The organism is Rouxiella sp. Mn2063 (assembly GCF_049319665.1).
In the GTDB taxonomy this organism is placed as follows: domain Bacteria; phylum Pseudomonadota; class Gammaproteobacteria; order Enterobacterales; family Enterobacteriaceae; genus JBMOUD01.
This window is the reverse complement of sequence record NZ_JBMOUD010000014.1, coordinates 1-26,068: the sequence shown is the minus strand read 5'-3', so window position 1 is coordinate 26,068 and position 26,068 is coordinate 1. Positions and strand designations below refer to the sequence as shown.

Here is a 26,068-nt window from a genome sequence, read left to right as displayed (position 1 = left end):
GCTGCCGTCATTACCGGCAGCCGCTGGTTCTCTTATTATTTAACGACTTTCACTTCTGGCAGGCTGCCGGTCAGACCGTTATAGATGTCTGGTTTGAAACCACTAACCCGGGCGCTGCTGGCCGATAAAATCTTACGGTAGCCAAGCAAAATGACCGGCGGATCGTTCGCCAGCACTTGGTACAGTTCATGATAAATCGGTTTACGTTTTTCCACGTCCAGCTCGGCATTGCCTTTATTAATCAGTGCATCAACCTGTGGGTTGTTATAGCCGCCCTGTTTGGCCGCTGCGGTGCTGTAGAAATCCCAGACGCCATCGTGCGGATCGTTCAAGGTACTGGTGCTAAACGACGCCAGGTCATAATTTCCGGCCTTGCGTTGTGCCATCAGCGCGTTGAAATCAACAACCTGTGGTTTCAGCAAGACACCAATCTGGCGGTAGTTCTCTTTGGCGATAGGGATAAGCGCATCGTTAAGCACTTTCTTACTCAGCAGCAGCATCAACTCCAGGCGTTTACCGTCTTTCTCACGGATGCCGTCAGCACCGACTTTCCAACCGGCATCGTCGAGTAATTTCTTGGCCTGTTCTGCATCGTATTTATAGGGGTTAACGCCCTGATCGTTGTAAGCCCAAGAGATCGGTGCGATAGGCTCGTTAGCCACCTGACCATAACCTTGATAGACCACATCAATGAGTTTCTGACGATCTAAACCGTAGATCAGCGCCTGACGAACTTTCACATCCTGTAGTGCAGGACGGCGGACGTTAAATTCAATTTTGCTGTAGTCGCTGGAACCGTACAGGTTGATATTAGCGAAACCGAGCAGTTTAAGTTGTTCGATATCATCAGGACGCGATGTGAAGCTGTCATAATCGCTTTCACCGGTCTGGAACAACTGGAAGTTGGTCGACGGGTTAGTTACGCGATAGATAAAGCGCGGCGTTGGCGGCACGCCTTTGTAGTAATGCTCATTAGCGTGGAAACGGATCTCCTGACCCGGAATGTATTTTTCATACACATAAGGGCCATTACCCAGCGGTTTACCGTTCAAGGTGCGCAGATAATCGAGGTTGCCGCGGCTATAGCCTTTACCGTAATAAGCTTTCGACAGGATCGGCCCGCCGATGGTTTGCAACGTCGTCGCACCCGGTTCGGTGGTGGTCACTTGTAGCGTCAGGGGATCAATCACTTTCAGACCGCTCACGCTGTCGGCTTTACCGGCTTTGTACGCCTCTCCACCGGCAATATGCGCCAGAGAAATATCGATAACGTCACCATCATACTTCGGGTCAGACAGCACGGTCAGAGTGAAAGCGACATCTTCAGCGGTCAATGGAGAACCATCACTAAAGGTCAGGTTTGGACGCAGTTTGATGGTATAGGTTTTGCCGTCTGGCGATACCGTCCAACTTTCTGCCAGCCCCGGCACAGATTCACCGTGGCTATTCAAATCAATCAAACGGGCAAAGATGACGTTAGTGACGTTCTCATCCCAACCGTTAACAAAGAAGTAGGGGTTGAAAATACCCTGTGGCTCAGAAATACCGGCAACGATGGTGTCTTTACGTAATTTAGCCGCAGCCGGGATCTGGCTGGCGTCGGTCGCTGGCGTGATCCCATCTTTGAGCACATCATCGGCCATCGACAGTGACGAGAACAGCAGCGATCCGCACAACAGTGCAAGTTTTAACGGCGTGAAACGCGGCAACCCGCGAGCGGTAGAATAGTGCAGAGACTTGGCCAAAAGACGTTCCTCATCAGGGTGTTTGCAAAATTTTAACAAAACGTGACAAAGAGTAAGGTTTCAGTTTTCGTGTGTCTAACAACGAAAAAGTATGTCTTATAGCGAATTTGTTTTGACGATTTTATACGGGGTTATCTAAGGGGAACTCCCGCAATGAGAGGCGTAATATCGAGTTAGAAAGCGACCGCCACGCGCTACTCTTCCAGAGATTGCAGTGCGCCAGCCAGTAATGTTTTACGCGGCTCACCAGCGGATTGAGCTATTTGCGCTAAGAGCAAGTCAACGGCCAGCATCATGCCATAACGCCCGTCAGCAACCAGCATCGGTGTATCGGTTGGTTGAAGTGATAGGGTGATATCAGCGTGCTGAGCCAGTGAAGATGCCGCGGGGGTCAAGGCTACCACCTTCACACCACGCGCACGCGCCTGATTTGCCACGTTGAGCAAGACGGCGTTTTCACCTTTGGCCGATAGCAAGAGCAAAACATGGGCAGAACTGAGCGTTGAAACGGTGATACTCATCAGTTCCGGCTCTTGATAAGCCACAGCAGCATAGCTACTTCGCACTAATGTATGTTGTAACTGCTGGGCTAATAGTGACGCACTGACGCCCTGGCTAAACACAAACAATCCGCCGCTGGCCTGATTAATCGCCTCCCCGGCATCAACAAACTGCTGTTCATTAAATTGCTGCAATTGAGCTTGCAGATAATGATGCAATTGGTCGATTTTTTGCTGCCAACGAGAGGTATTAGCCGCCGTTGGAACCTGAAGATAACGTGAACCTACCGCACTGGCCTGTGCCAGTTTCATACGCAGGTCACGAATATCGTCACAACCAACAGATTTAGCAAAGCGTGTAATGGTGGCAGGACTCACCCCCGCCTGAGCCGCTAATTGCTCAATAGTCGCAGAAGAGGCAAAAGACACATCGTCTAATATCGCCTGTGCCACTTTGGCTTCCTGCTGACTTAGCTGCGTAAGCTGAGCGCGGATTTGATAGATAATGTCACCAATATCTTCAAAACCGACAGACTTAGCAAAACGGCTAAGGCGTTCTGGCGTCATCCCAGGTAGGTTGCGCATCGACGATAGCGATGCAAAAGCAACATCCATCCCGCCAAGAATGGGGCTGGCTACTGAGGCTGGCGCCGGTTTTTCATCAACAACCTGGCGGCGCATGTGGGCGATAAAGTCGTTAATATCCCGACATCCCAGAGATTTGGCAAAATGACCGACCGTTTCGGTACTCACGCCGGCATGTGCGGCTAACTGTTCAATGGTGGCGCTGCTGGCAAAGGAGACATTATCCAATATTGTCTGTGCGACTTTCGCTTCTTGCCGGCTAAACTGGTGCCGCAGGAACTGAATCTGATACAGAATATCCATAAGACAGCAACGCTCCTTTGGTTGCAGCAGCTACAACGCTGTTGTTAATTGAAAAAAGGTTAATCGGCCAATAGGTTCATCAGAGAATAAGTTAATCAGCAAGAAGAGTTAACCTCGTCCCACACGAAGGGGCTAATGATGACCAGCCTAACAAATTGAAAAAAATTTTCAACGCGTTTACTCACACTCATAAGCACAAAAAATAAATCATTTAAAATCAATTGTATAAAACAAACCAATAATGATTAATTTGAAATAAATTATCTTAATTTAGTGTTGGATCACATTGATGAAAAAAATTTTCATCAATGATTTCACGATAACCAATTGTTTTAAATGAGTTTGTTATTTCCCCATAATTAAAACATATGGCGCAACCTATTTACTTCGTTTAATCACTCCTGTTTTATTATTCAACACCCCCCATTGGGCCTCCACCAAATAATAGGGAATTTTATTATGCAAACGATCGTCCTTTGCTGCGCAGCCGGAATGTCTACCAGTATGCTGGTACAGAAAATGCAAACTGAAGCGACTAAACGCGCTTTAGATATCCATATTAAAGCGGTACCTGTCGCTGAATTCGAGCGAGTCATTGAATCGGCCGATATCGTATTACTTGGACCGCAAGTAAAATATGAACATGCGCGTTTGTCTGAAATTGCCTCCCCATTAGGTAAACGCGTTGAAATTATCGATATGATGGATTACGGCACTATGCGCGGAGATAATGTACTGAACAAAGCACTCAGCCTGATTAATTAATTTACCCTGCAACTTCATTGCAGGTAAATATCAAATCGATGTTGGCCGTGAAGAGTATTTTCACACGGTAGAGGTTATTTATTCTAAAAACATAAATAGCGCTTATAAACATTAATAACTTCGGATATTAAGATCTATGGATATTGAAAATAATGTAATGGAGTTATTGGTTCAGGCTGGGAGTGCACGTAGCACAATATTATCGGCGCTACAGCTGGCTCGCGCAGGCGATCATCAGCAAGCAACGCTGATGATGAACGAGGCGAAAACAGCTATTAGCGCCGCGCATCGTATGCAAACAGAATTAATCAGTCTTGATGAAGGAGCGGGGAAAATACCGGTCAGTTTAATTTTAGTTCACGCCCAAGACCATTTAATGAATGCCATGTTAATTCAGGACTTGGCAATCGATATGCTGGAACTTTACCGTCGCCTACCGCGAGGAGAATAGCATGACAAAGATCACCGTAATTGGTGGGGGCAGCAGTTATACCCCAGAATTAGTTGATGGCTTGATTCGCTACTTTGACGATATTGCATTGACTGAATTAGCACTGGTTGATGTGGAATCGGGTCGGGATAAAGTGAATATTATTGCCGACTTAACCCGCAGAATGTTCAAACGAAATGCTAAAGAGCAGGTCAAGGTAACGGTGCATTTCGAACTGGAAGCTGCGATTCGCGGCGCCAGTTTTGTGCTGACTCAGTTACGCGTTGGTCAGTTGGCTGCCCGTGCCGCCGACGAGCGATTAGGATTAAAGTTTAATTTATTAGGCCAGGAAACTACCGGCATCGGTGGCTTTGCCAAGGCACTGCGTACTATTCCGGTGATGCTCGACGTCGCGCGAACGGTAGAAAAAGCTGCGCCAGAAGCCTGGATTATTAACTTCACCAATCCTGCCGGGATTGTGACCGAAGCCGTCAGCCGTTACAGCAAAGCGAAGATTATCGGCCTGTGTAATGTGCCGGTCACCATGCACCATATGATCGCCAATATGCTTGACGCCCCCTTTGATCAAGTCGATTTACGCTTCGCCGGGCTTAATCATATGGTCTGGGTGCATAAAGTCACGTTGCGAGGTAAAGATGTGACAGCACAAGTCATTGACTTGCTCTCCGACGGCGAAAAAATGTCGATGAATAACATCAAAGACATTCCGTGGCCTCCGGCGTTTCTTAAAGCACTCGGGGCGATCCCCTGCCCTTATCACCGCTATTTCTATCAGACCGCCGCCATGCTGGAAGAGGAAATTGAAGCCGCAGCAGAACGCGGCACTCGCGCTGAGCAGGTGATGAAAGTTGAGGCGGAACTGTTTGAGCTTTATGCCGACCCACAACTCGACCATAAACCTGAACAGCTTAATTTCCGCGGCGGCGCCTACTATTCGGAAGTGGCGGTTGAGCTTATTCGCGCTATTCATGGCAATTCTGGCAAAGTCTTGGTGGTTAATACGCCGAATAAAGGCGCGATTCAAGGATTGCCGGACGATGCGGTGATTGAAACCAACTGTGTGATTGATGCGCAAGGCGCACATCCTTTAGCCTTTGGCCCATTGCCAACGGCAATGAACGGCCTGACTCATCAGGTTAAAGATTTCGAACGTTTGACTATCGAAGCGGCCGTTAAGGGTTGTAAAGAGAGTGCGTTATTGGCTTTGGTCGTCAATCCATTAATTGGCAATTTGGCGGTTGCTGAACAAATGCTGCAAGAAGTATTAAGTCAAAATAAACAATATCTACCGCAGTTCCAAGACTAACCATCATATAAAAATATTATACCCAATAGAATTCGAGATGCAGGTAGCGTCACCCCTGCATCTTGCAAAATAATAAATAGTAGACAGGAGGCTGTATGGTTAATATCAATAATATTATCGAACGTCATGTATTACCGGCAGCATTAAAGATTGCCGGGCAGCGACATATTCTTTCCGTGCGTGATGGCATTATTCTTAATATGCCATTTATGTTAATCGGTTCATTCTTTTTAATCTTTGCTTATTTACCATTCCCAAGCTATGCCAATTTTATGGGGGAGTTATTCGGGGCTGCCTGGCGGGATAAATTACTTTATCCGGTAAAAGCGACTTACGATATTATGGCGATTATCTCCAGCTTTGGTATTGCCTATCGCCTGGCAGAAAAATATCGTGGGCTGGACCCGCTCAGTACCGGCGCGGTTTCGTTAGTCGCTTTCATGTTGACCATTCCGCAACATACGCTATTTACCCCCGTTGTTGGCGCAGAAGCGATGATGGTTAAAGGCGTATTACCGATTAATTTCATCGGTAGCCAAGGATTGTTTGTGGCGATCATTGTCGCACTGCTCTCCACCGAGATATATCGCTTCGTTCATAGCCGCGATCTGGTGATCAAAATGCCAGAAGGTGTACCACCAGCCGTCGCAAAATCTTTTATTAGCCTGATTCCTGGGTTCTGCGTACTGGCCGTGATTCTGACATTGCGCCTGATTGTTGAAGCAACGCCTTTTGGTGATATCAATACGATGATCGCCACAGTGATCGGAATTCCGATGCACCATATTGGCGGCACCTTACCGGGGATGATCTTCTCGGTGATCCTAATTGGCATACTGTGGACACTCGGCCTGCACGGTGATGCTATCGTGCTGGTCTTTATTCAGCCAATTTGGCTGGCGAATATGTCGGAGAATCTGACAGCCTTTCAGAATAACCAACCCATTCCGCATATTATTACCCAGCAGTTTTATGATTTATGGATAGCACCTGGCGGTACCGGCGCGTTATTAGGTTTGGTAATTTTTATGCTGATCCGCGCCCGCAGCTCACAAATGAAACAACTCGGCAGAATTGCCGCGCCAGGCTGTTTGTTTAATATCAGTGAACCGATGGTGTTTGGTATTCCGCTGGTGATGAATCCGTATTTCTTCCTGCCGTTTATTTTGACACCAGTAGTATTAGTGATTGTCACCTATAGCGCGATGGCCACGGGTCTGGTTAGCCCACCGGTGGGGATTGCCCTGCCCTTCACCACACCGATTTTTATCAGCGGTTATCTGGCGACTGGCGGTCATATTTCCGGCACGGTGATTCAAGTGGTTAATTTAGCGATTTCGATGCTGATCTATTATCCATTCTTCCGCATTTGGGATCGCCAAAAACTACGAGAAGAACAGCACAGCCGTGAACAAGCAGCGCAGGCGAACCAAGCAGAAACCTTGGCATGAAGTTATAACAATACCGCCAGCCAAAGAGCCGGCTGGCGGTGATGCAACAACGCTAATAACCCGTTGTTAAGAAGTTAGGCCGGGTGATGTTTTACCCAGTGGTCAGCAATATCTTGACGTTTACAGACCCAAACTCGCTCGTGTGATTCAACGTAATCGAGGAAGCGCTGTAAAGCGCGGAAACGCCCCGGACGCCCCAAGATGCGGCAGTGCATACCGATGGACATCATTTTTGGTGACGTTTCACCTTCGGCGTATAACACATCAAAACTGTCTTTTAGATAAGTGTAGAACTGTTCACCGGTGTTAAAGCCCTGTGGCGAAGCAAAGCGCATGTCGTTCGCTTCAAGCGTGTAAGGGATCACCAGATGGGATTTCACTTCACCAGAGGCGAGTTTGACTGGCATCCAGAACGGCAGATCATCACCGTAATAGTCGCTGTCATATTGGAAACCGCCGTGTTCCACCACCAATTGACGAGTGTTTGGGCTGTCTCTGCCGGTATACCAACCCAGCGGTTTGTTACCCATTAAATCTTCAATCACCGCCACAGCACGACGCATCTCCTGCGCTTCTTGTTCAATAGGCATGGATTGATGATGTGTCCAGCGCCAGCCGTGGCTGACCACATCGTAATCTGCTTGCTTGATAGCGTTGACTATCTCTGGGTTGCGCGCCAACGCCATGGCTACACCAAAGACGGTTAAAGGTAAACCGCGGCGCTGAAACTCTTGATGAATGCGCCAAAACCCGGCGCGTGAACCGTATTCATACAGTGAATCCATCGACATATGACGATCGGGGAAACTGGCAGCGCCGATGATATCGGATAAAAACTGCTCAGAACCTGCATCGCCGTGCAACACGTTATTCTCACCGCCCTCTTCGTAATTAAGGACAAACTGCACCGCAATACGTGCATTGCCCGGCCAATTAGCATGAGGAGGACGCCCGGCGTAACCAATCAGGTCGCGGGGATAGTTTTCGGTAAAACGGTAATCAACTTTTGCATCAACTGACATATTACTTTCTCACATTCAAACCATTAAAGCGCCCGGACAGCGGTTTCTCAATCGGGAAATCCAGATCGCCATGCTTACTGGTGGTCAATTGCAGCGCACTTAGCGATTCGATTAAACGCACCGCCGCGCTGACGCCGTCGATCACCGGAATACCGAGTTCTTGCGTCAGCTCTTGTGCCAAATCCGCCATACCGCCACAGCCAAGTACAATCGCGCCGCTGCCGTCGTTATTTTTGGAACGAATACACTGCTCGCGCACTTTTTGCTGCGCCACACCGCTGCCATCTTCAAGTGACAATACCGGTAAATCGATGGCGTGCAGTGCCGCACAATGACGCTCAAAACCATATTGATGCAGCAAGTGGCGGGCAATCACTAAGGTGCGCGGCAATGTAGTCACAATGGAGAAGCGCGTCGCCACCAGCGTTGCCATGTGCATCGCGGCTTCGGCAATACCAATCACCGGTTTGCTGGCTAACTCACGCGCGGCTAGCAGGCCAGGGTCACCAAAGCAGGCGATAATATGGCCGTCAACACCGGCTTCCCGGCCAAGCTTGACCTGTTCTAGCACACCAAGCGTGGCAATGGCTTCGTCAAAATGACCTTCTATTGACGGCGCGCCTTCTCGTGGGCAAACCGCAATAATTTCCGTACCGGACGAGGCAACCTGACGAGCAGTCGTTGCCATCACTTCAGTCATCGCCAGACTGGTATTAGGGTTGATAAGTTGTATACGAAGAGGACGATGTATTGAGGACATCAGGATGGCTCCTTAAAGACTAACGCGTGGGGTTGATTTAAAGATCTCTTCAAATGCCGTCGGCGTGCCCTGATGTGGATCAAAACGCAGGCTGGCAAGAATAGCATCAAAATGTTCGGACATACGGCAAGAAAGCGCGGCGCTATCGCCCCGTTTTAGCACATCCAGCAGATCGTCATGATCGTGACAACGGCAGCCTTGTTGCCAAGGTGCACCCCAGGCAGCAATCACCAGCGAAGAGCGCAACGTTAATTGAGAAACGGTTTCGGTCAGGACTTTGTTGCCCGATATTGCCTGTAACTGGACGTGAAATGCAGCAGACAAGCGGATCGCCGCGGTGCCGTCATGGTTATCATGAGCCTGTTTTTCCTGTTCGAGGATCTTGCTTAATGCTTCTATGTGCGATGGCCGACACTGTGCAATGACCTCCGACATATTGGTGCATTCGAGGATCTTTCTGGTCGCCATAACATCGCGAGACTCGTCAGCATCTGGCGTCGCTACATGTGCACCACGTTTGGGCAAGTGTGTGACTAATTGCACCGCAGCAAGGCGTTGAAGCACCCGTCTGATCCCTGTGCGACTGACGGCAAACACGTCGGCCAATGCTTCTTCAGGAAGTTTACTACCTGGCAATAACTTGCGTTCAACGATCGCTTTTACCAGCGCCGTATAGATAGGATCGTCCTTATCCTCCGTAAAGTAAGCCGTATTCAGCCCATTCCAACCGGTCATTATCGCTGCTCCGTATACCCTTTGATTTGCTAATCGTACACATGAAAAACATTTTTTGTATACAAGAAATGAATTTTGGCCTAATTCCTGCACTACCTGAACTGAACGTATTTTTGGATGACCTTTTTTGGGTCTCCCTTTTATGACCAACAGTGTTACGACAGGAGCACGATTTATGCCAAACCAGGAAATCAACTCCGCTGCGACCTCTGAACTCAGCGCCGGCATCATTAAGCCGGGCTATAGCCCAAAGCTCTGCAACGACGACTTAGCCCCAACCCGCGATCAAAACTGGAGTTGGTATAATATTTTTTCATTCTGGATGTCGGATGTGCACAGCATGGGCGGCTATGTCGTTGCGGCCAGCTTCTTCACATTAGGTCTGGCAAGCTGGCAGGTTCTGATCTGTTTGCTGTGTGGGATTTGTATTGTGCAATTTTTTGCCAATCTGATCGCTAAACCAAGTCAGCAGGCTGGCGTGCCTTTTGCCGTTATCTGCCGCCAATCTTTCGGCGTATTCGGTGCCAATATTCCGGCGGTTATTCGTGGGATCATTGCGCTGGCTTGGTACGGTATTCAAACCTACCTGGCGGCCAATGCCATGATGATCGCATTGCTGAAATTCTTCCCGGCACTGAACCCAATGACGGTGCCAAACTGGCTGGGACTTTCTGAGCTGGGTTGGATCTGTTTTGGCGTGATGTGGGTATTGCAGGCGATGGTGTTCTGGCACGGCATGAATTCGATTAAGCGTTTTATCGATGTTGCAGGACCTGCGGTGTATCTGGTGATGCTGATGTTAGCAGGCTGGATTGTATATAAAACCGGCTTTAGCAATATCTCTTTCACCCTGGCGAGCAAAACCCTGACTGTTGGACAACAAGGTTGGGAGATGTTGACCGCGGTTGCGCTGATCGTCTCTTATTTCTCCGGCCCGCTGCTGAACTTTGGTGACTTTTCTCGCTATGGTAAAAACATGGGTGAAATCCGCCGTGGTAATCGCTGGGGCTTGCCGTTTAACTTCCTGCTGTTCTCCATTGTAACGGTCGTGACGGTCTCTGGTACCCAATCGCTGTTTGGCAGCATGATCACCGATCCGATTGAAACCGTGAGTCGTGTAGGTAACAGCGTGGCGGTAGCATTAGGCCTGTTGACTATGATTACGGCGACCATCGGTATTAATATCGTAGCGAACTTCGTCTCACCAGCGTTTGATTTCTCTAACTGTTCACCACAAAAAATCACTTTCCGCACCGGTGGAATGATTGCGGCGGTTGGTTCAGTACTGTTGACACCTTGGAACCTGTTCCACTCTCCAGAGCTGATTCACTATACGCTGGATGTGTTAGGCGCCTTTATCGGCCCAGTATTTGGTATTTTGCTGACGGATTACTACCTGATCAAACGCGGTCATCTTGATGTCGATGCGCTGTTTAACGCCAAGCCTGGCGGCCTGTATTGGTACAACAATGGCTTTAACCCGAAAGCGATTCTTGCACTGGTACCTGCGGTGTTGATCGGCTTAGCGATTAGTTTTACACCTAGCCTGAGCGACGTGGCTAACTTCAGCTGGTTCATCGGCGTGTTGCTTTCAGGTGCGTTCTATCGCTTCCTGGCTCGCCAGGATAGTAAAGCTAAAACGACGGTATCTTTTTCCAGAGTAGAATTAAGCAAAGAATAATTTCTGGGGAAAACTGAGTGAAAGCCATCGGCGAAAGTCGGTGGCTTTTTTTTTGCATAATGTAAGGAAAAAACATTCATTATGAAAACGACGAAGCCCTGAGTTATCGCTAACTCAGGGCTTCTAAATTTTGGCGGTGTGGACGGGACTCGAACCCGCGACCCCCGGCGTGACAGGCCGGTATTCTAACCGACTGAACTACCACACCGCTGTGTTTTGTTCCGGTTAAGAACGAGGTGAATATTAAGGTTCGGCGTCAGTTACGTCAATGCTTTTTCAGACATTTTTTTCCGCTTGCGCAGTTTTAGCGCACTTGGATTAAATTAGCAGCAAAGACGACGAATAATCATCCACTTCATGACTCAGTCGCCGGACGCCACAGGCAGCTACCGCCTTTTTTCATCACCAGATCTAAACGAGCTTCATGGGCGGTGAGTTCATCATTATTTGCCATCAACACTTTCAATCCCGATGCCGGACGCACGATACGTTGGATGTCCTGACTATCTCCGCCAACATTCTGATCGCCTTCATGGGAAAACGACATCGTCGTCTGCCCACCGGTCATCATTAGATAGACTTCGGCAAGGATTTCGGAGTCAAGTAATGCGCCGTGCAAAGTACGTTTGCTGTTATCTATCAGATAACGGTCGCTTAAAGCATCAAGGCTATTACGCTTGCCAGGGAACAGGCGGCGTGCCATTTGTAAGGTATCGGTAATCTGGCAAAAGGTGTCGGTCTTAGGCAAATCGCGCCCAAGCATGCCAAATTCGTAATCCATAAAGCCGATATCAAACGTAGCGTTATGGATGACCAGCTCGCCACCGCGAATATAGTCGAGAAAATCATCGGCTATGTCAGCAAAAGTAGGCTTATCCGCCAGGAATTCATCACTGATACCATGAACGCCAAAGGCTTCCGGGTCGACCAGCCGATCGGGTTTGAGATAAACGTGGAAGTTACGGCCGGTCAAACGGCGGTTAATCACTTCTACGGCACCAATTTCGATGATGCGGTGCCCTTCATAGTGGACGCCCAGCTTGTTCATACCGGTGGTTTCGGTATCGAGTACTATTTGTCGGGTTGGTGTAGTGATCATATTGCAGTGCTCATCGCGCTCGTTTATGTCAGACTTAAACTTTATATTCTGATGGAAGAGTCTACCAGAGATGCAGAAACAGGTAGAAATTTTCACCGACGGATCTTGCCTTGGCAATCCGGGACCCGGTGGTTATGGCGCAATTTTACGCTATAAAGAGCACGAAAAGCCCTTCAGCGCCGGTTATCGGTTAACCACCAATAACCGAATGGAGTTGATGGCAGCCATTGTGGCACTTGAGGCATTGAAATCGCCTTGTAAGGTGACACTCAGTACAGACAGCCAGTACGTACGCCAAGGTATCACCAGTTGGATTCATAACTGGAAGAAACGTGGCTGGAAAACTGCCGATAAAAAACCGGTGAAGAATGTCGATTTATGGCAACGTCTTGATGCCGCGATTCAAAGCCATGATTTGAATTGGATGTGGGTTAAAGGCCATGCCGGCCATCCAGAAAATGAACGCTGCGATGAATTAGCCCGTAATGCCGCTGGCAATCCAACATTGGAAGATGTCGGCTATCAGCCGGATAAATAATTTTATCTGGCTATTGTTTGCAGATATTCCACGTGTAACGTGATTTGCGTTAACCACCTGATTTACCGCCTGGCTCGTCTTAAAGGGCGGTAATTATTTCTCCCAGCGGCCCCCTCCCCGCTAATAGAAAATCGTCTCTAGAATAAAAATCCGCAGCGGGTTTAATTCAAGCCCAAGATGGCTCACCAAATAAATAATATCCCACTCTCTCTGTGCTTATTTGCTGAATATTTTTATCGCTATTTACTTGATAAAAATGAAGATGAGTTCTAGGTTTAATAAAGGTTTTTCGAATGAAATTTCACCACTGAAGGTGATATTCACGCTCTCTATCTTCATGTACTGAGCTGCATTTCCATGGAATCATCGAACTCAAAATAATGACTAAAATATCCACTACCGCCTTGTTTATATTGCCTTTAATTCAGCCAGTCTCAATCAGTTATGCCCAGTCATCTACGATAGAAAAATCAACGATAGAAAAAAAAGATAAATCAGCCTCGTCTTCCGACTCTACGATGCTAATTATTAAACACCGTGATGGCTTGTCAGAATTAGATACGCCCGCGGCCGTTAGCATAGTCAATGGTGATGACCTGCGTAATGCAACACCGCAAGTTAATTTATCAGAAAGTCTGGGCAGCGTGCCGGGACTGCAAATTCAAAATCGCCAGAATTTTGCTCAAGATTTACAGCTATCGATACGTGGTTTTGGTAGCCGTTCAACTTATGGCGTCCGTGGAATACGTATGTATGTTGACGGTATTCCAGCCACGATGCCCGATGGTCAGGGACAAACCTCGAATATTGATATCAATTCAGCCGACAAAGTTGACGTGTTGCGCGGCCCCTATTCGGCGCTGTATGGCAATGCATCCGGTGGTGTGATCAATGTTGATACACAGACAGGCTCGCAACCTGATACTTTGCAAGCGGGTACTTACTTCGGCAGTTACGACTCTTGGCGAAACAGCATTAAGGCCACGGGAGCGACGGGCGATGGGACTCACGCGGGTGATGTAAATTACGCTATTTCTGCATCGCGTTTTACCACTCAGGGTTTTCGCGATCACAGCAGCACTCGGAAAAATCTCGGTAACGGTAAGTTAGGCGTACGTATTGATGATGTCAGCACACTGACGCTGATGTTCAATAGCGTCTCAATTGATGCTGGTGACCCCGGCGGTCTGACGCAATCTGAGTGGAAAGATAATCCGCGTCAATCACCGCGTGCCGATACGTTCAATACTCGAAAAACTATCGACCAAACTCAGGGCGGATTACGTTATCAACGGCAAATGAGTGATAGCGATGAATTGACTCTGATGACCTATTACGGCGAACGACGTACCACACAATATCAATCCATTCCTATCGGCCCACAGCTTAATCCCACCCACCCGGGTGGTGTGATTGTGCTTAATCGAAAATACCAGGGTATCGATGCACGCTGGAAACATCAGGACAGTATTGCATCAATTCCAGTCACGCTGATCGGCGGGTTGGATTATGAAACCATGACCGAGCGGCGTCAGGGTTTTGAGAACTTCTATCACCAAGGCAGCCAAATTAATTACGGCGAGAAAGGTGACTTACGACGCAATGAAAAAAATCGTATGTGGAATCTCGACCCCTATTTGCAAACAACCTGGAACTTGACCTCTAAATGGTCGCTCGATGCAGGGCTGCGTTATAGCACGGTCAATTTCAACTCGGAAGATTATTACATTACCTCAAAAAATGGTGATGACAGCGGGAGTGAGCGCTACCGTAAGCTGCTGCCAATGGGGTCACTAAACTATGCGGTAGACTCAGCATGGAATGTGTATCTCTCCGCTGGCCGTGGCTTTGAAACGCCAACGATTAATGAACTCTCTTATCGCCCGGATAATCAACCGGGGCTGAATATCGGTCTGCATCCCTCCACCAGCGATACCGTAGAACTTGGCAGTAAATGGCGTGTAGGTAACGGTTTGGTGACGGCTGCGCTATTCCAGACCAATACCGACAATGAACTGGTCGTTGCGACCAGCACTGGTGGACGCACGACCTATACCAACGCAGGGAAAACCCGCCGTCGTGGCCTTGAACTCTCGCTTGATCAACAGTTTGCCTTAGATTGGCGTCTGAAAATGGCCTGGACACTACTTGATGCCACTTATCGCAATGAAACCTGCGGTGCTGGTAGCTGTGTTCCTGCAGGTAACCGCCTGCCGGGTATTGCCCGAAATATGGGCTATGCTTCATTTGGATGGCAACCAGAACAGGGTTGGCACGCAGGAGCAGACGTACGCTATATGGGAGATATACAGGCCAATGACCAAAATAGTGCTCAAGCACCTGCTTATACGATAGCTGGCCTCAATACCGGTTATCGCTACGATTGGGGCAATTGGTCAATGGATGTATTTGGCCGGGTAGACAATTTATTCAATCGCCAATATGTCGGTTCGTTGATCGTTAACGAAGGTAATAGTCGCTATTTCGAACCTGCCCCCGGCAGGAATTGGGGCGGTGGTGCAACGGTAAGCTATCGCTTTGAGTAAATAGACTTTGGATAACGTTAGATATTGATAAGTCATAGCACCAAGAGATAGTAAGCAGTCACTTCCATATGATTTAACACATAAAATCATCATTAATCAGTAAGGACTTACTGACTAATGAAACAGAACCAAGCGCAGTCCGTCTGAATAAATAGCCACAGAGCCGCTCACAAACGGCTGCGCGAGGAAGGGCACACCGAAAATCATTCGGGTGTTTTTAGGCTTAGCCACAAGGCAACGCCAACGATCATTTTAATTTGGTAGGGTTAACAATATGAAAAATGGAACGTCGATATCGCGAATACTCGCGGTACTCACGGCATTATTTGCCGCATTGAGCGGAGCATATTTGTTAGTTGGGGGTATATGGCTGGCAAAAATTGGCGGTTCACTGTACTACATCGTCGCAGGTGCGGTACTGCTGGTGACCGCTTGGCTGCTGTACCGCCGACGCGCTTCTGCGCTGTTGTTATACGCCATCTTTCTTCTCGGTACGACCATCTGGTCTGTATGGGAAGTGGGTACTGACTTCTGGGCTCTAACACCGCGTCTGGATGTCATCTTCTTCTTCGGCCTGTGGATTTTCCTGCCGGTGGTTTATCGCACGCTAACGGCTAAAGGCTCAGCCGCACGCGGCACGCTTGGCGTATCACTGGTTATCACGGTGGCGGTATTGGCCTACGCGGTATTTAACGATCCGCAGGAAATTAACGGCACGTTGCAAGCCGCACAGCCAGCAGCAGATAAAACCACCTCGGATATCCCAGATGGCGATTGGCCGGCTTATGGTCGTACTCAAGCAGGGACTCGTTACTCACCACTGAGCCAAATCAACGATAAAAACGTCGGTCAGTTAACACAAGCCTGGTCCTTCCAGACCGGTGATGTGAAAACAGATAATGATCCAGGCGAATTTACCAGTGAAGTGACGCCGTTGATGGTCCGCGATACGCTTTATCTCTGTACACCGCATCAGAAATTGTTTGCTCTGGATGCGGCGACGGGTAAACCTAAGTGGAAATTTGATCCTTATCTGAAATCAAATCCAACCTTCCAGCATGTCACCTGTCGTGGCGTGTCATATCACGAGACACCGGCCGCTGCCCAAACCAATGCCAGTAATACGGCACCAGCACTATGCGCACGTCGTATTCTGCTGCCGGTAAACGACGGTCGCTTGTTTGCTCTCGATGCTGAAACAGGAGAACGTTGCCCTGATTTTGCAGATAAAGGTGAACTGAATCTGCAAAGCAACATGCCTTATGCAACGCTGGGACACTATGAGCCTACCTCTCCACCTATCGTGACTGACAAGGTGATTGTTATTGCCGGTGCGGTGACAGATAACTACTCAACTAAAGAGCCTTCTGGCGTTATTCGTGGTTTCGATGTTAACACCGGTAAGTTGTTGTGGGCATTTGATCCAGGCAGCCCAACGCCAAATACCATCCCGGATGATGAGCATCACTTCACCCCAAACTCGCCTAACTCTTGGGCACCAGCCTCTTACGATAAAAATCTTGATATCGTTTATCTGCCAATGGGTGTGCAAACGCCAGATATCTGGGGCGGCAACCGTACCCCGGATATGGAACGTTACGCCAGTGGTATTCTTGCCCTGAATGCTTCAACCGGTAAACTGGTCTGGTTCTATCAAACCGTGCACCACGACTTGTGGGATATGGACGTACCAGCTCAGCCAACACTGGCGGATATCACGGATAAAGATGGCAACAAAGTACCGGTGATTTATGTTCCGACGAAAACCGGTAACATCTTTGTGCTCGATCGCCGTGATGGCAAACTGGTTGTTCCAGCACCAGAAAGACCGGTTCCGCAAGGCCCGGCCAAGGGCGATCGCCTTTCTCCTACCCAACCGTTCTCTGAGTTAACCTTCCGTCCCGAAGCGAAGTTAACCGGTGCGGATATGTGGGGAGCGACGATGTATGACCAATTAGTTTGTCGCGTTATCTTCCAAAAACTGCGTTATGAAGGCACCTTCACCCCGCCATCAGAACAAGGAACATTGGTATTCCCAGGAAACTTGGGCATGTTCGAATGGGGCGGTCTCTCCGTGGATACCGAACGTCAAGTCGCTATTGCCAACCCGATAGCTTTGCCGTTTGTCTCTAAGTTGATCCCTCGCGGTCCAGGCAATCCAATCGAGCCAGATGCTAATGATAAAGGCGGCAGCGGCACCGAATCAGGTATCCAACCACAATATGGCGTACCTTTCGGCGTAACGCTCAATCCGTTCCTGTCACCATTTGGTTTGCCATGTAAGCAACCGGCCTGGGGTTATATTTCGGCGGTTGATCTGAAAACCAATGATATCGTGTGGAAGAAACGCATTGGTACCGTGCGCGACAGTTCACCACTGCCATTACCATTCAAAATGGGAATGCCAATGCTCGGCGGGCCAGTGTCTACCGCAGGCAATGTATTCTTTATCGCGGCAACAGCAGATAACTACCTGCGCGCATTTAATATGAGTAATGGTGAAAAACTGTGGCAAGCACGCCTGCCAGCGGGCGGACAAGCTACGCCAATGACTTATGAAGTGAACGGCAAGCAATATGTCGTGATCTCTGCCGGTGGCCACGGGTCATTTGGTACTAAGCTTGGCGATTACATCATTGCTTATGCGCTACCCGATACTAAATAATCACGTTAAATAGTAGAAAAAGGCCCATGATTTCATGGGCCTTTTTATGTATGCGATTAATCCATCTCAACACTATTCATCATGTTCCTGGCGATAGCTTTTGCTCGCTCCCACCGGCTGAGCAATAGTTTGCCGACGGGCGCTGACTTTCTTAGCGCTCGGCGTTAAGGGCAGCGTCCTTTTACGGGCGATAATGACCGTCATGCAACCTAAAGCAGGTAAATGGGCATTAAGTAACTTGCCGCCATGTAAGCACCAAGGAAGCACCTGAAAACGTGATTTATACATCACTTCATAATTTAATAGCCCCAGCCAGTCCAGTAGACGCGTTTGCGTAAACATTCTGCTGTTATAGGGGCTGCGCTTGCGAACAAAAGGCACTAATCGGCCAAATCCCAATAAGCTCATCGGATTAAAACCGCTTAGAATCAACCAGCCATCATCAATTAGCACTCTATCGACTTCACGCAATATACGGTGCGGATCACGTGCGTAGGCTAAAGTGTGGCAAAGCAGGCAGGCATCTATCGATTTATGTTCGAAAGGTAAATTCTCAGGGTTGCCGAGCACTTGCAGGTTTTCTCCCTCAAGGGCAACATTGACCTGATGAGATATTGGGCAAGCATCGGTAGCGATTTGCGCGCTGAGGTGACCGATTTTCAATAGATGAAAACCATAAAGTTTGCTCAGCCAAGGTTGCAGCTCTCCCTCAAGTGCAACACGATAATTGTCGCCACGCGGAATATCAGACCATGCCGCAGGGTTGGCGATAGATTTTCGGGTACGAGCTGATTGCATTTTATTCACCATCTTTCAAGCAATTGCTTAAGAGGAGTTTTATGAATCTTATCAGTATTCCAGCTATGCAGGATAATTACATTTGGTTGCTTGATGACCAAAATGGGCATTGCGTCATTGTTGATCCCGGAGAAGCACAGCCAGTCTTAGCATTCCTTGCGGATAAAAAACTGACGCCAACGGCGATTCTTTTGACCCACCATCATCATGATCATGTCGGTGGTGTAAAAGAAATTGTTAGCCATTTTCCCCAGCTAAAAGTGTATGGTCCCGAGGAAACACGAGACAAAGGTGCTCAGATTATTCTTAAAAATGGAGATATCGCTCAAATTGGCGGGCTGGACTACCAAATTTTTGCTACTCCGGGGCATACATTAGGCCACATTTCATACTATAGCGCGCCTTACCTTTTTTGCGGCGACACGATGTTTTCCGCAGGCTGTGGACGCTTGTTTGAAGGAACGCCAGAGCAAATGTATCAATCCTTTCAATGCTTAGCCGAACTTCCTGACGACACATTAATTTGTGCCGCCCATGAATATACTCTCTCAAACCTTAAGTTTGCGCGCTCAATTTTACCAGAGGATTCTGATATTGCAGCACATGAAATTAAAGTGCTTCGAATGCGTGAAAAGGGACAATCTTCCCTACCAACAACCTTGGGTTTAGAACGTAAAATCAATCTATTTTTACGATGTCATGACATTGATTTACAAAAGAAATTAAACAAAAACACCCCTATTACGAAGCTCTGGGAAGTTTTTGCTGATTTACGCCATCGCAAAGATAGCTTCTAAACCTAAAGGTTGCCTTTTTTATTAGATCAAAGTATTATCGCTCGTCTTTTAAGCAACTATGACACACACATGAAGGCTAAAGCGATAATACTCGCCTCCGTGTTGCTCGTCGGTTGCCAAGCGTCCAAGCAGGATGTGAGGGTACCTGAACAGCATGCACAGAGTTTGTCTTCAGCAAGTCTAAGTGAAGCGGGAGAATACACAGACGGTAGCCGAGAGGCCTCCGCACAATGGCTAAAAAGCGATGACACCGCGGCTCAAGCCAATCTGTGGAACTTCATTAGCAACGAGCTGAAGATGAAGGTTCCGGATAATTCCCGGATCCGTGAACAAAAAACAAAATACCTTAGAAATAAGAGCTATCTCCACGATGTGACTGTACGGGCAGAGCCGTACATGTACTGGATCACAGAGCAGATTAAGAAACGTAAGATGCCGATGGAACTGGTACTGCTACCCATAGTGGAGAGCGCTTTTGATCCCAAAGCAACCTCAGCTGCTAATGCTGCTGGGTTGTGGCAGATAGTGCCAAGTACGGGACGTAACTATGGTTTGAAACAAAATCAGTGGTACGACGGTCGCCGCGATGTTGTGGCATCGACAACCGCTGCGCTTGATATGATGCAACGCCTGAATGGCATGTTTGGCGGCGATTGGTTATTAACTATCGCAGCTTACAACAGCGGTGAAGGTCGCGTGATGCAGGCGATTAAACAGAATAAAGCTAAGGGTCGACCAACCGACTTTTGGGCATTAGCGCTTCCTCGTGAAACGTCTATCTATGTTCCAAAAATGCTCGCCTTAAGTGATATTCTTAAAAACAGTAAGAAGTACGGAATTAAGCTACCGAAACCTAACGACGATCGTGCCTTGGCGCGTGTTGAAGTGGGACAACAGATGCAGTTAACTCAGGCAGCTGAGATGGCAGGCATGTCGTTGAACAAGCTTAAATCCTTTAATACTGGCTATAAGCGTAATGTTACGGCTCCTAACGGCCCCCATTACATTGTTTTACCTAAAGCACATGCAGACCAACTGAAAGATTCTCTGGCTGATGGCGACATCATTGCGGTCCAAGAAACAAAATTGGCCGACAACAGAAAATCAGGTGCATCGTCTTACAAGGTTCGCTCCGGCGATAGCTTGTCTACGATTGCAGCGAAGCTTAATGTAAAACCAGGTGATTTAAAGCGTTGGAACAATTTACGTTCTGCGAGTCTGTTGAAAGTTGGCCAAACTCTGCAAGTCGCTGACAACAGTAGCATTACCTATCAAGTACGCAAGGGCGACTCATTATCGAGTATTGCGCGCCGACATGGTGTGAATATCAAAGATGTGATGCGCTCAAACGGTGGTTCAGAGACCTTACAACCGGGCAAAAAGCTCACGCTATTTGTTCACGGTAACCAGAACTCGGATACCTAAAATTGCTGTACGTAAATAGCCTATAAAAAAAAGCACCTTCGGGTGCTTTTTTGTTTTCTCAGAGTACTATCTGCCTTAGAAAAACATTCTCGCCAGTTCAGCACCGGGATCTTCTGCACGCATAAAGGCTTCGCCAACCAAGAAGCTATTAACCTTCGCTTCACGCAAGCGAATGACATCTTCTCGCGTTGCAATACCCGACTCGGTAACCACCATACGATCTGACGGCAACTGAGCTAATAGCTTGATGGTTGTTTCAATCGTCGTTTCAAAAGTACGCAGATTACGGTTATTCACGCCAATCAGCGGCGTGGTCAATTTAAGAGAGCGCTCTAATTCATCAGCGTCGTGTACTTCCACCAGCACAGACATACCAAGCTCATGCGCCTGCGCTTCTAAATCACGCATCTGGTTATCTTCTAAAGCAGAAACAATCAGCAAAATGCAGTCTGCACCCATCGCGCGAGCTTCAAGGACTTGATAAGGGTCAACGATAAAATCTTTGCGCAGCACTGGCAGTTGGCAAGCAGCACGGGCCTCAGACAAATAGGCGGCGCTCCCTTGGAAGAATTGCACATCAGTCAGTACTGATAAGCATGCAGCGCCACCTTTTTCATAAGATGATGCAATCTCTTTCGGTACAAAATTAGGGCGTATTAAGCCTTTAGACGGGCTAGCTTTTTTCACCTCCGCAATCACCCCAGCTAAGCCAGCATCACACTTGTTACGCAGCGCCGCAACGAAATCACGCAGATCTTGTTGACTGGCTTGTTCCGTGAGCTGACTAACTGAAACCACTTTTTTAGCCGTGGCGATTTCTTCATGTTTCACTGCGATAATTTTGCCTAAAATATCAGACATCGGTCTCTCCAAATTCAAGTAGCGGTACTTTGGTGTTGTTATGTAATCAATGGTGCCGAGTACGCTCGTTAGCAAATCACTGCACCTGATATAATGCGCTTCCAGTATGCTTTTTATCGTGCGCAATACATTGTTAAATACGTAACATATCAATTCAAGGTAACTTTCTTTCGCCGTGGCTTCACACGGCGACAATATGGATAACCTACTGGAAAAACCGTTAATTAACCGGGTGGTTTGCGAGGGAGAGATAGGTCAGATGGTCGGTTGCTGAGCCAGAAACTCTACGAGCAATGGATTATGATCGGAGGCTTGAGTTTCCATGACTGATGCATTCTGCACGTTGAGGTCACGATAGAATATAAAGTCTAAAGGCTTACCAAAAGCCCGACGACGCAGATCTGAAGGAAAACGGACTTCACGCAGCCAGATATTACTAGCAAAACTAAATAGCGCATTGATACGCTGACGACTCCAGGCGTTAAAATCCCCCGCCATAACAACAGGCCCCTTATGATTGGCGATTTGCTCACCAATTGGGTCCAACTGTTTACTATACACATCAACGCCAATACTAAAGTTCACGGCATGGATGTTTACCACCATCAACAAACGCCCGTCAAGAAGTGGATAAACGGTTACCAGAGCTGATTTAGAAAGCCTGAGTAACGGTTCTTTCTCTCGTAACGGACAGCAATAAACAGGATGAGCAGCTGACAATGTCATAACGCCAGAGGGATGCTGGGGTAATGCGACTGCAGGGACCTGATCGGCTGCGAGGTAGTTCGATGTGGCAAAGCGAATGAGTTCTGGCGTGGTTTGCGCTTCTTGCAACAATACCAGCTGCGCGTCTTTACCAAAGCTTTGTAGTACAGAAAGCCAATCAGCGCGCTGTTGCTTAAAGATGTTCCAAACCATGATACGTAAGATGTTTGAATTAGGTAACGCAGCGCCAGGGGGTAATCCTGGTCCTTGGTGCGCAAATGCGCCAGGAAAGATTCTTTCAGCCGGTTGTCCTGCAACATACCTCATTGCATAGGTTCGTTTCGCCACGCTAATCGCCCACTTATTCGTTTAAATACGTCAATATATAAGATCACGCCGCCAAGATTTTCCTAACGGCCGAACGATCAGTATACGCCCCATGTTACGAACGCCAAATTTGTTTACATTGGTATACAACAAAAGCATTTTTGGGATCGTAAGCCTTACCCATAACCAATCATTTTCAAGGTAACACTTAAGACATCTGAGTTTTTTATCAGACATCAATATCACTTGTGGTGAGTAGAAATCGCTAATTTGATTTGCTTAAATGATGAAATAAATCAGAATAGATAATTATTTATGCTTAGGTAGCAATAATGAAAGCAAGTTCAGAAGAGTTAATGACCTTTGTGGCCATTGTTGAAAGCGGAAGCTTTAGCCGCGCAGCAGAGCATCTTGGCCAGGATAATTCGGTCGTCAGCCGCACGCTGAAAAGATTAGAGCAAAAACTCGGGATCAGTTTGTTAAACCGTACTACCCGTCAAATTAGCCTGACCCACGAAGGTGAGCGCTATTTCACTCGTGTGCAGAAGCTATTACATGAGATGGCCGCGGCAGAAAATGATCTGCTTGAACATCAAAATAGCCCGCAAGGGTTGTTGAGAATTGATGCCGCCACCCCCGTAGTTTTGCATGTCCTTGCACCTCTATTGCAAGAATTTACTCTGTTGTATCCCCAAATAACGCTGTCGCTTTATTCGTCGGAGAGCAACATCAATCTGATCGATCGTAAAGTTGATGTCGCTATCCGTATTGGTCAATTAGAAGATTCCAGTCTGCGCGCTCGCAAGCTGCTACTGAGCTATCGTAAAGTACTCGCCTCCCCCGCCTATATAAAAAAATGGGGTAGGCCGAAAGATGTTGATGATTTAATGAATCACCGTTGTCTGGCGTTTAATGAAGTGATGGCACTAAATAAATGGCCATTGTTATGTAGTGATGGTCAGCAGCTAACAATTACCCCTTTTATGTGTGCCAATAATGGTGAAACCCTGCGCCAGCTTTGCCTTGAAGGCAATGGTATCGCTTGTCTGTCTGATTTTATGATTGATAAGGATATCGAAAGAGGCGATTTGGTTGAGCTTCTGCTGCCAGATGTGATGCGTATCGCGATGCCGATGCATGCGGTTTATTACAGCGATCAGGCTGTCAGCTCACGCATTCGCTGCTTTATTGATTTTCTCAGCCAACGGCTGGGGGAAGAACCTGGTTCCGCCAAGGGGTGAAACCAGGTTAATGCTCAAATCAGCTTAACTAAAGGCTTAGTCCCACTCAGGGGCCAAACCTTCAGGGCTGACCAAACGTCCATTACGCTCAAGCTGCGCAATTTGCTGCATATCTTGTTCGCTGAGTTTCAATTCTTGCGCCAGAAGATTACTTTCGAGGTTGGCACGCTTAGTCGACGATGGGATCACCGCATAACCGAGTTGCAGCGCCCAAGCTAATACGACTTGTGCAGGTGTCGCCTGATGACGTTTTGCTATGTCGATGATAACCGCATCTTTCAAGGCTTCACCATAAGCGAGCGTCATATAAGATGTGATCGCAATCCCGTGCTGACGAGCAAATTCAACGACCTTATGGTTTTGTAAGTAAGGGGAAAGCTCAATCTGGTTAGTCGCAATAGCGTCAGCCCCAACAGCATCAATGGCTTGTTGCATCAACTCGACAGTAAAGTTGGAGATGCCAATATTGCGTGTCAGCCCTAGCTGTTGCGCCTTAATCAGTTCTCTCATGCTCTCTGCCACGCTCACTTCCGCATTTGGTGATGGCCAATGGATCAAGGTCAGATCAACATAATCAGTTTTTAGATCGACAAGGCTTTGCTTCAGGCTATCGATTAGTTTTCCCGCCCCCAGATTCTCGATCCAGATCTTAGTAGTAACAAATAACTGCTCACGCGCTACACCGCTGTTAGCAATCGCAGTACCGACATCCGCCTCATTGCCATATATTTGCGCAGTATCAATCGCACGATAACCCAGCTCCAATCCGGCGGTAACAGAATCAATAACAACCTGGTCTTTTAAGCGGAAAGTACCAAGGCCAAATACAGGTAAGTTCATAATCTCTCTCTTATTTAACGGGTTATATTGCAACCAAGAAGTCAGTTGCTGAATGAGAGAGTATGAACGCTGAGTTAGTGGATAAAAATCGCCTGTTTGCCAGAATACTTTTGATAAATTCGCAACAATCGCTGATGATGGCTCACACAACAGGATAGGTATTGCAGGGTAAATAATAACCAAATGACTTCCCTGCTAAGTTTATTAGTTTTCTGGCCGATATATTACTATTAAGTCGATTTAACCTATCAACCATTGGTTATTAAAAGTTAAACCATTTATCAGAGAATAAGCGATGAAACACGCTAAAGTTATGCTTACGCTAGTGCTTTCCACTGCATTATTGGCTGGATGCGCGAACAAATCCGAACCAATTCATAATGTAATGGAAAGTATCGCAGCAAGTCACACCAAGCAAGAAATGCAAAAAGCGATAGTTATCGCCGGTAGCCAGCAAGGATGGATAATGAGCTCACCAGAACCAGGTTTGGTGACAGGAATGCGTTCAACAGATAAGTACAGTGCGCAGATAAAAGTTACCTACTCTGAAAATTATTTTACTATTCACTATGTTAACAGCACAAATCTCGATGCCCGTGATGGTTTCATACATAAAATGTATAACCGTTGGATTTCAGATCTAGACCAAGACATCAAGGTGCAACTTAGCATACAAGATCAGCAATAAGTTTTAAGCCGTTAAAACCGTGTTTCATCTCTCTGAAGCACGGCATCCCCAACAAAGAGCGGATCATTCATATCAGAGTATAAGTCTTATTATTTTTATCTTATAAATTAAAAATTTAAATGCAAAAAACCCTGAATCTTTCGATTCAGGGCTATGCAATAAGTGGCGGAACGGACGGGGCTCGAACCCGCGACCCCCTGCGTGACAGGCAGGTATTCTAACCAACTGAACTAC

At 47.5% G+C, this 26,068-nt stretch carries 22 protein-coding genes and 1 tRNA gene; 12 read left to right on the top strand and 11 right to left on the bottom strand.

The window, feature by feature from the left end:
- Positions 1-35: 35 nt before the first annotated feature.
- Entirely contained in the window at positions 36-1,643 is a 1,608-nt protein-coding gene (locus ACL9RG_RS17830; protein WP_422794068.1) for an ABC transporter substrate-binding protein, read from the bottom strand.
- A gap of 296 nt (positions 1,644-1,939) precedes the next feature.
- Positions 1,940-3,133, bottom strand: a complete 1,194-nt coding sequence (locus tag ACL9RG_RS17825; RefSeq protein WP_422793978.1) for an SIS domain-containing protein — start codon at positions 3,131-3,133, stop codon at positions 1,940-1,942.
- 459 nt (positions 3,134-3,592) lie between these two features.
- Here ACL9RG_RS17825 and ACL9RG_RS17820 point away from each other — a divergent pair, with 459 nt between their 5' ends.
- From ACL9RG_RS17820 to celB, 4 genes are all read left to right on the top strand, one after another.
- Positions 3,593-3,898, top strand: coding sequence for a PTS sugar transporter subunit IIB (locus ACL9RG_RS17820; protein WP_422793977.1), 306 nt, complete (start codon positions 3,593-3,595; stop codon positions 3,896-3,898).
- Between the two features lie 136 nt (positions 3,899-4,034).
- Positions 4,035-4,349, top strand: coding sequence for a PTS lactose/cellobiose transporter subunit IIA (locus ACL9RG_RS17815; protein WP_422793976.1), 315 nt, complete (start codon positions 4,035-4,037; stop codon positions 4,347-4,349).
- 1 nt (position 4,350) lies between these two features.
- A complete protein-coding gene (locus tag ACL9RG_RS17810; protein WP_422793975.1) occupies positions 4,351-5,655 on the top strand; it encodes a 6-phospho-beta-glucosidase in 1,305 nt (434 codons plus the stop codon).
- A gap of 95 nt (positions 5,656-5,750) precedes the next feature.
- Complete coding sequence (celB, locus tag ACL9RG_RS17805; protein ID WP_422793974.1) at positions 5,751-7,106, top strand: PTS cellobiose transporter subunit IIC; 1,356 nt, start codon at positions 5,751-5,753, stop codon at positions 7,104-7,106.
- 74 nt (positions 7,107-7,180) lie between these two features.
- Here celB and puuE read toward each other — a convergent pair whose 3' ends face one another.
- From puuE to ACL9RG_RS17790, 3 genes are read right to left on the bottom strand one after another with little or no spacing between them, the layout of a single operon-like run.
- Positions 7,181-8,128, bottom strand: a complete 948-nt coding sequence (gene puuE / locus ACL9RG_RS17800) for an allantoinase PuuE (RefSeq protein ID WP_422793973.1) — start codon at positions 8,126-8,128, stop codon at positions 7,181-7,183.
- 1 nt (position 8,129) lies between these two features.
- Complete coding sequence (locus ACL9RG_RS17795; protein ID WP_422793972.1) at positions 8,130-8,888, bottom strand: aspartate/glutamate racemase family protein; 759 nt, start codon at positions 8,886-8,888, stop codon at positions 8,130-8,132.
- Between the two features lie 12 nt (positions 8,889-8,900).
- Complete coding sequence (locus ACL9RG_RS17790) at positions 8,901-9,623, bottom strand: GntR family transcriptional regulator (protein WP_422793971.1); 723 nt, start codon at positions 9,621-9,623, stop codon at positions 8,901-8,903.
- A gap of 175 nt (positions 9,624-9,798) precedes the next feature.
- Between ACL9RG_RS17790 and ACL9RG_RS17785 the strand changes: the two genes are divergently transcribed.
- Positions 9,799-11,304, top strand: coding sequence for an NCS1 family nucleobase:cation symporter-1 (locus ACL9RG_RS17785; protein ID WP_422793970.1), 1,506 nt, complete (start codon positions 9,799-9,801; stop codon positions 11,302-11,304).
- Positions 11,305-11,435: 131 nt separating this feature from the next.
- On the opposite strand, the gene ACL9RG_RS17780 is transcribed toward ACL9RG_RS17785, so the two are convergent.
- Together ACL9RG_RS17780 and dnaQ are read right to left on the bottom strand one after the other, a co-directional pair.
- Positions 11,436-11,512 (bottom strand) — tRNA-Asp (locus tag ACL9RG_RS17780).
- A 147-nt stretch (positions 11,513-11,659) separates the two neighbouring features.
- Positions 11,660-12,403, bottom strand: a complete 744-nt coding sequence (gene dnaQ / locus ACL9RG_RS17775) for a DNA polymerase III subunit epsilon (protein WP_422793969.1) — start codon at positions 12,401-12,403, stop codon at positions 11,660-11,662.
- A gap of 70 nt (positions 12,404-12,473) precedes the next feature.
- On the opposite strand from dnaQ, the gene rnhA reads away from it, so the two are divergent.
- The 3 genes from rnhA to ACL9RG_RS17760 all read left to right on the top strand — a co-directional run bounded on the left by rnhA (position 12,474) and on the right by ACL9RG_RS17760 (position 18,152).
- Positions 12,474-12,941, top strand: coding sequence for a ribonuclease HI (rnhA, locus tag ACL9RG_RS17770; protein ID WP_422793968.1), 468 nt, complete (start codon positions 12,474-12,476; stop codon positions 12,939-12,941).
- Between the two features lie 380 nt (positions 12,942-13,321).
- The gene (pqqU, locus tag ACL9RG_RS17765) at positions 13,322-15,487 is read left to right on the top strand and encodes a TonB-dependent receptor PqqU (protein ID WP_422793967.1); all 2,166 of its coding nucleotides are present in this window, start codon (positions 13,322-13,324) and stop codon (positions 15,485-15,487) included.
- Between the two features lie 274 nt (positions 15,488-15,761).
- Complete coding sequence (locus tag ACL9RG_RS17760) at positions 15,762-18,152, top strand: membrane-bound PQQ-dependent dehydrogenase, glucose/quinate/shikimate family (RefSeq protein WP_422793966.1); 2,391 nt, start codon at positions 15,762-15,764, stop codon at positions 18,150-18,152.
- Positions 18,153-18,224: 72 nt separating this feature from the next.
- Here the strand turns inward: ACL9RG_RS17760 and ACL9RG_RS17755 are convergent, their stop codons facing one another.
- Entirely contained in the window at positions 18,225-18,950 is a 726-nt protein-coding gene (locus tag ACL9RG_RS17755; RefSeq protein ID WP_422793965.1) for a class I SAM-dependent methyltransferase, read from the bottom strand.
- A 41-nt stretch (positions 18,951-18,991) separates the two neighbouring features.
- On the opposite strand from ACL9RG_RS17755, the gene gloB reads away from it, so the two are divergent.
- Both gloB and mltD read left to right on the top strand, forming a co-directional pair.
- A complete protein-coding gene (gene gloB, locus ACL9RG_RS17750) occupies positions 18,992-19,747 on the top strand; it encodes a hydroxyacylglutathione hydrolase (protein WP_422793964.1) in 756 nt (251 codons plus the stop codon).
- A gap of 69 nt (positions 19,748-19,816) precedes the next feature.
- Positions 19,817-21,172 (top strand): murein transglycosylase D, encoded by a 1,356-nt coding sequence (gene mltD, locus ACL9RG_RS17745; protein WP_422793963.1) that lies wholly within the window; start codon positions 19,817-19,819, stop codon positions 21,170-21,172.
- 75 nt (positions 21,173-21,247) lie between these two features.
- Here mltD and trpC read toward each other — a convergent pair whose 3' ends face one another.
- Both trpC and ACL9RG_RS17735 read right to left on the bottom strand, forming a co-directional pair.
- Positions 21,248-22,033 carry an indole-3-glycerol phosphate synthase TrpC gene (trpC, locus tag ACL9RG_RS17740; RefSeq protein WP_422793962.1) on the bottom strand — a complete coding sequence of 262 codons (786 nt, stop codon included), beginning with the start codon at positions 22,031-22,033 and terminating at the stop codon, positions 21,248-21,250.
- A 255-nt stretch (positions 22,034-22,288) separates the two neighbouring features.
- Positions 22,289-23,086, bottom strand: a complete 798-nt coding sequence (locus tag ACL9RG_RS17735) for an endonuclease/exonuclease/phosphatase family protein (protein WP_422793961.1) — start codon at positions 23,084-23,086, stop codon at positions 22,289-22,291.
- Positions 23,087-23,397: 311 nt separating this feature from the next.
- Between ACL9RG_RS17735 and yafC the strand changes: the two genes are divergently transcribed.
- Positions 23,398-24,306 carry a DNA-binding transcriptional regulator YafC gene (yafC, locus tag ACL9RG_RS17730; RefSeq protein ID WP_422793960.1) on the top strand — a complete coding sequence of 303 codons (909 nt, stop codon included), beginning with the start codon at positions 23,398-23,400 and terminating at the stop codon, positions 24,304-24,306.
- A gap of 36 nt (positions 24,307-24,342) precedes the next feature.
- On the opposite strand, the gene dkgB is transcribed toward yafC, so the two are convergent.
- Positions 24,343-25,146: a 2,5-didehydrogluconate reductase DkgB gene (gene dkgB / locus ACL9RG_RS17725; protein WP_422793959.1), complete on the bottom strand. Its 804-nt coding sequence runs from the start codon at positions 25,144-25,146 to the stop codon at positions 24,343-24,345.
- Positions 25,147-25,441: 295 nt separating this feature from the next.
- Here dkgB and ACL9RG_RS17720 point away from each other — a divergent pair, with 295 nt between their 5' ends.
- A complete protein-coding gene (locus ACL9RG_RS17720; protein WP_422793958.1) occupies positions 25,442-25,834 on the top strand; it encodes a hypothetical protein in 393 nt (130 codons plus the stop codon).
- Positions 25,835-26,068 lie beyond the last annotated feature (234 nt).

Coding starts and splice junctions, on each gene's coding strand:
- ACL9RG_RS17785 (WP_422793970.1), top strand. CDS start 9,799: ATGCCAAACCAGGAAATCAACTCCGCTGCGACCTCTGAACTCAGCGCC.
- yafC (WP_422793960.1), top strand. CDS start 23,398: ATGAAAGCAAGTTCAGAAGAGTTAATGACCTTTGTGGCCATTGTTGAA.
- puuE (WP_422793973.1), bottom strand. CDS start 8,128: ATGTCAGTTGATGCAAAAGTTGATTACCGTTTTACCGAAAACTATCCC.
- ACL9RG_RS17795 (WP_422793972.1), bottom strand. CDS start 8,888: ATGTCCTCAATACATCGTCCTCTTCGTATACAACTTATCAACCCTAAT.
- trpC (WP_422793962.1), bottom strand. CDS start 22,033: ATGTCTGATATTTTAGGCAAAATTATCGCAGTGAAACATGAAGAAATC.
- ACL9RG_RS17760 (WP_422793966.1), top strand. CDS start 15,762: ATGAAAAATGGAACGTCGATATCGCGAATACTCGCGGTACTCACGGCA.
- pqqU (WP_422793967.1), top strand. CDS start 13,322: ATGACTAAAATATCCACTACCGCCTTGTTTATATTGCCTTTAATTCAG.
- gloB (WP_422793964.1), top strand. CDS start 18,992: ATGAATCTTATCAGTATTCCAGCTATGCAGGATAATTACATTTGGTTG.
- ACL9RG_RS17755 (WP_422793965.1), bottom strand. CDS start 18,950: ATGCAATCAGCTCGTACCCGAAAATCTATCGCCAACCCTGCGGCATGG.
- ACL9RG_RS17825 (WP_422793978.1), bottom strand. CDS start 3,133: ATGGATATTCTGTATCAGATTCAGTTCCTGCGGCACCAGTTTAGCCGG.
- mltD (WP_422793963.1), top strand. CDS start 19,817: ATGAAGGCTAAAGCGATAATACTCGCCTCCGTGTTGCTCGTCGGTTGC.
- dkgB (WP_422793959.1), bottom strand. CDS start 25,146: ATGAACTTACCTGTATTTGGCCTTGGTACTTTCCGCTTAAAAGACCAG.
- ACL9RG_RS17790 (WP_422793971.1), bottom strand. CDS start 9,623: ATGACCGGTTGGAATGGGCTGAATACGGCTTACTTTACGGAGGATAAG.
- ACL9RG_RS17820 (WP_422793977.1), top strand. CDS start 3,593: ATGCAAACGATCGTCCTTTGCTGCGCAGCCGGAATGTCTACCAGTATG.
- ACL9RG_RS17830 (WP_422794068.1), bottom strand. CDS start 1,643: ATGGCCGATGATGTGCTCAAAGATGGGATCACGCCAGCGACCGACGCC.
- celB (WP_422793974.1), top strand. CDS start 5,751: ATGGTTAATATCAATAATATTATCGAACGTCATGTATTACCGGCAGCA.
- ACL9RG_RS17815 (WP_422793976.1), top strand. CDS start 4,035: ATGGATATTGAAAATAATGTAATGGAGTTATTGGTTCAGGCTGGGAGT.
- ACL9RG_RS17810 (WP_422793975.1), top strand. CDS start 4,351: ATGACAAAGATCACCGTAATTGGTGGGGGCAGCAGTTATACCCCAGAA.
- ACL9RG_RS17720 (WP_422793958.1), top strand. CDS start 25,442: ATGAAACACGCTAAAGTTATGCTTACGCTAGTGCTTTCCACTGCATTA.
- rnhA (WP_422793968.1), top strand. CDS start 12,474: ATGCAGAAACAGGTAGAAATTTTCACCGACGGATCTTGCCTTGGCAAT.
- dnaQ (WP_422793969.1), bottom strand. CDS start 12,403: ATGATCACTACACCAACCCGACAAATAGTACTCGATACCGAAACCACC.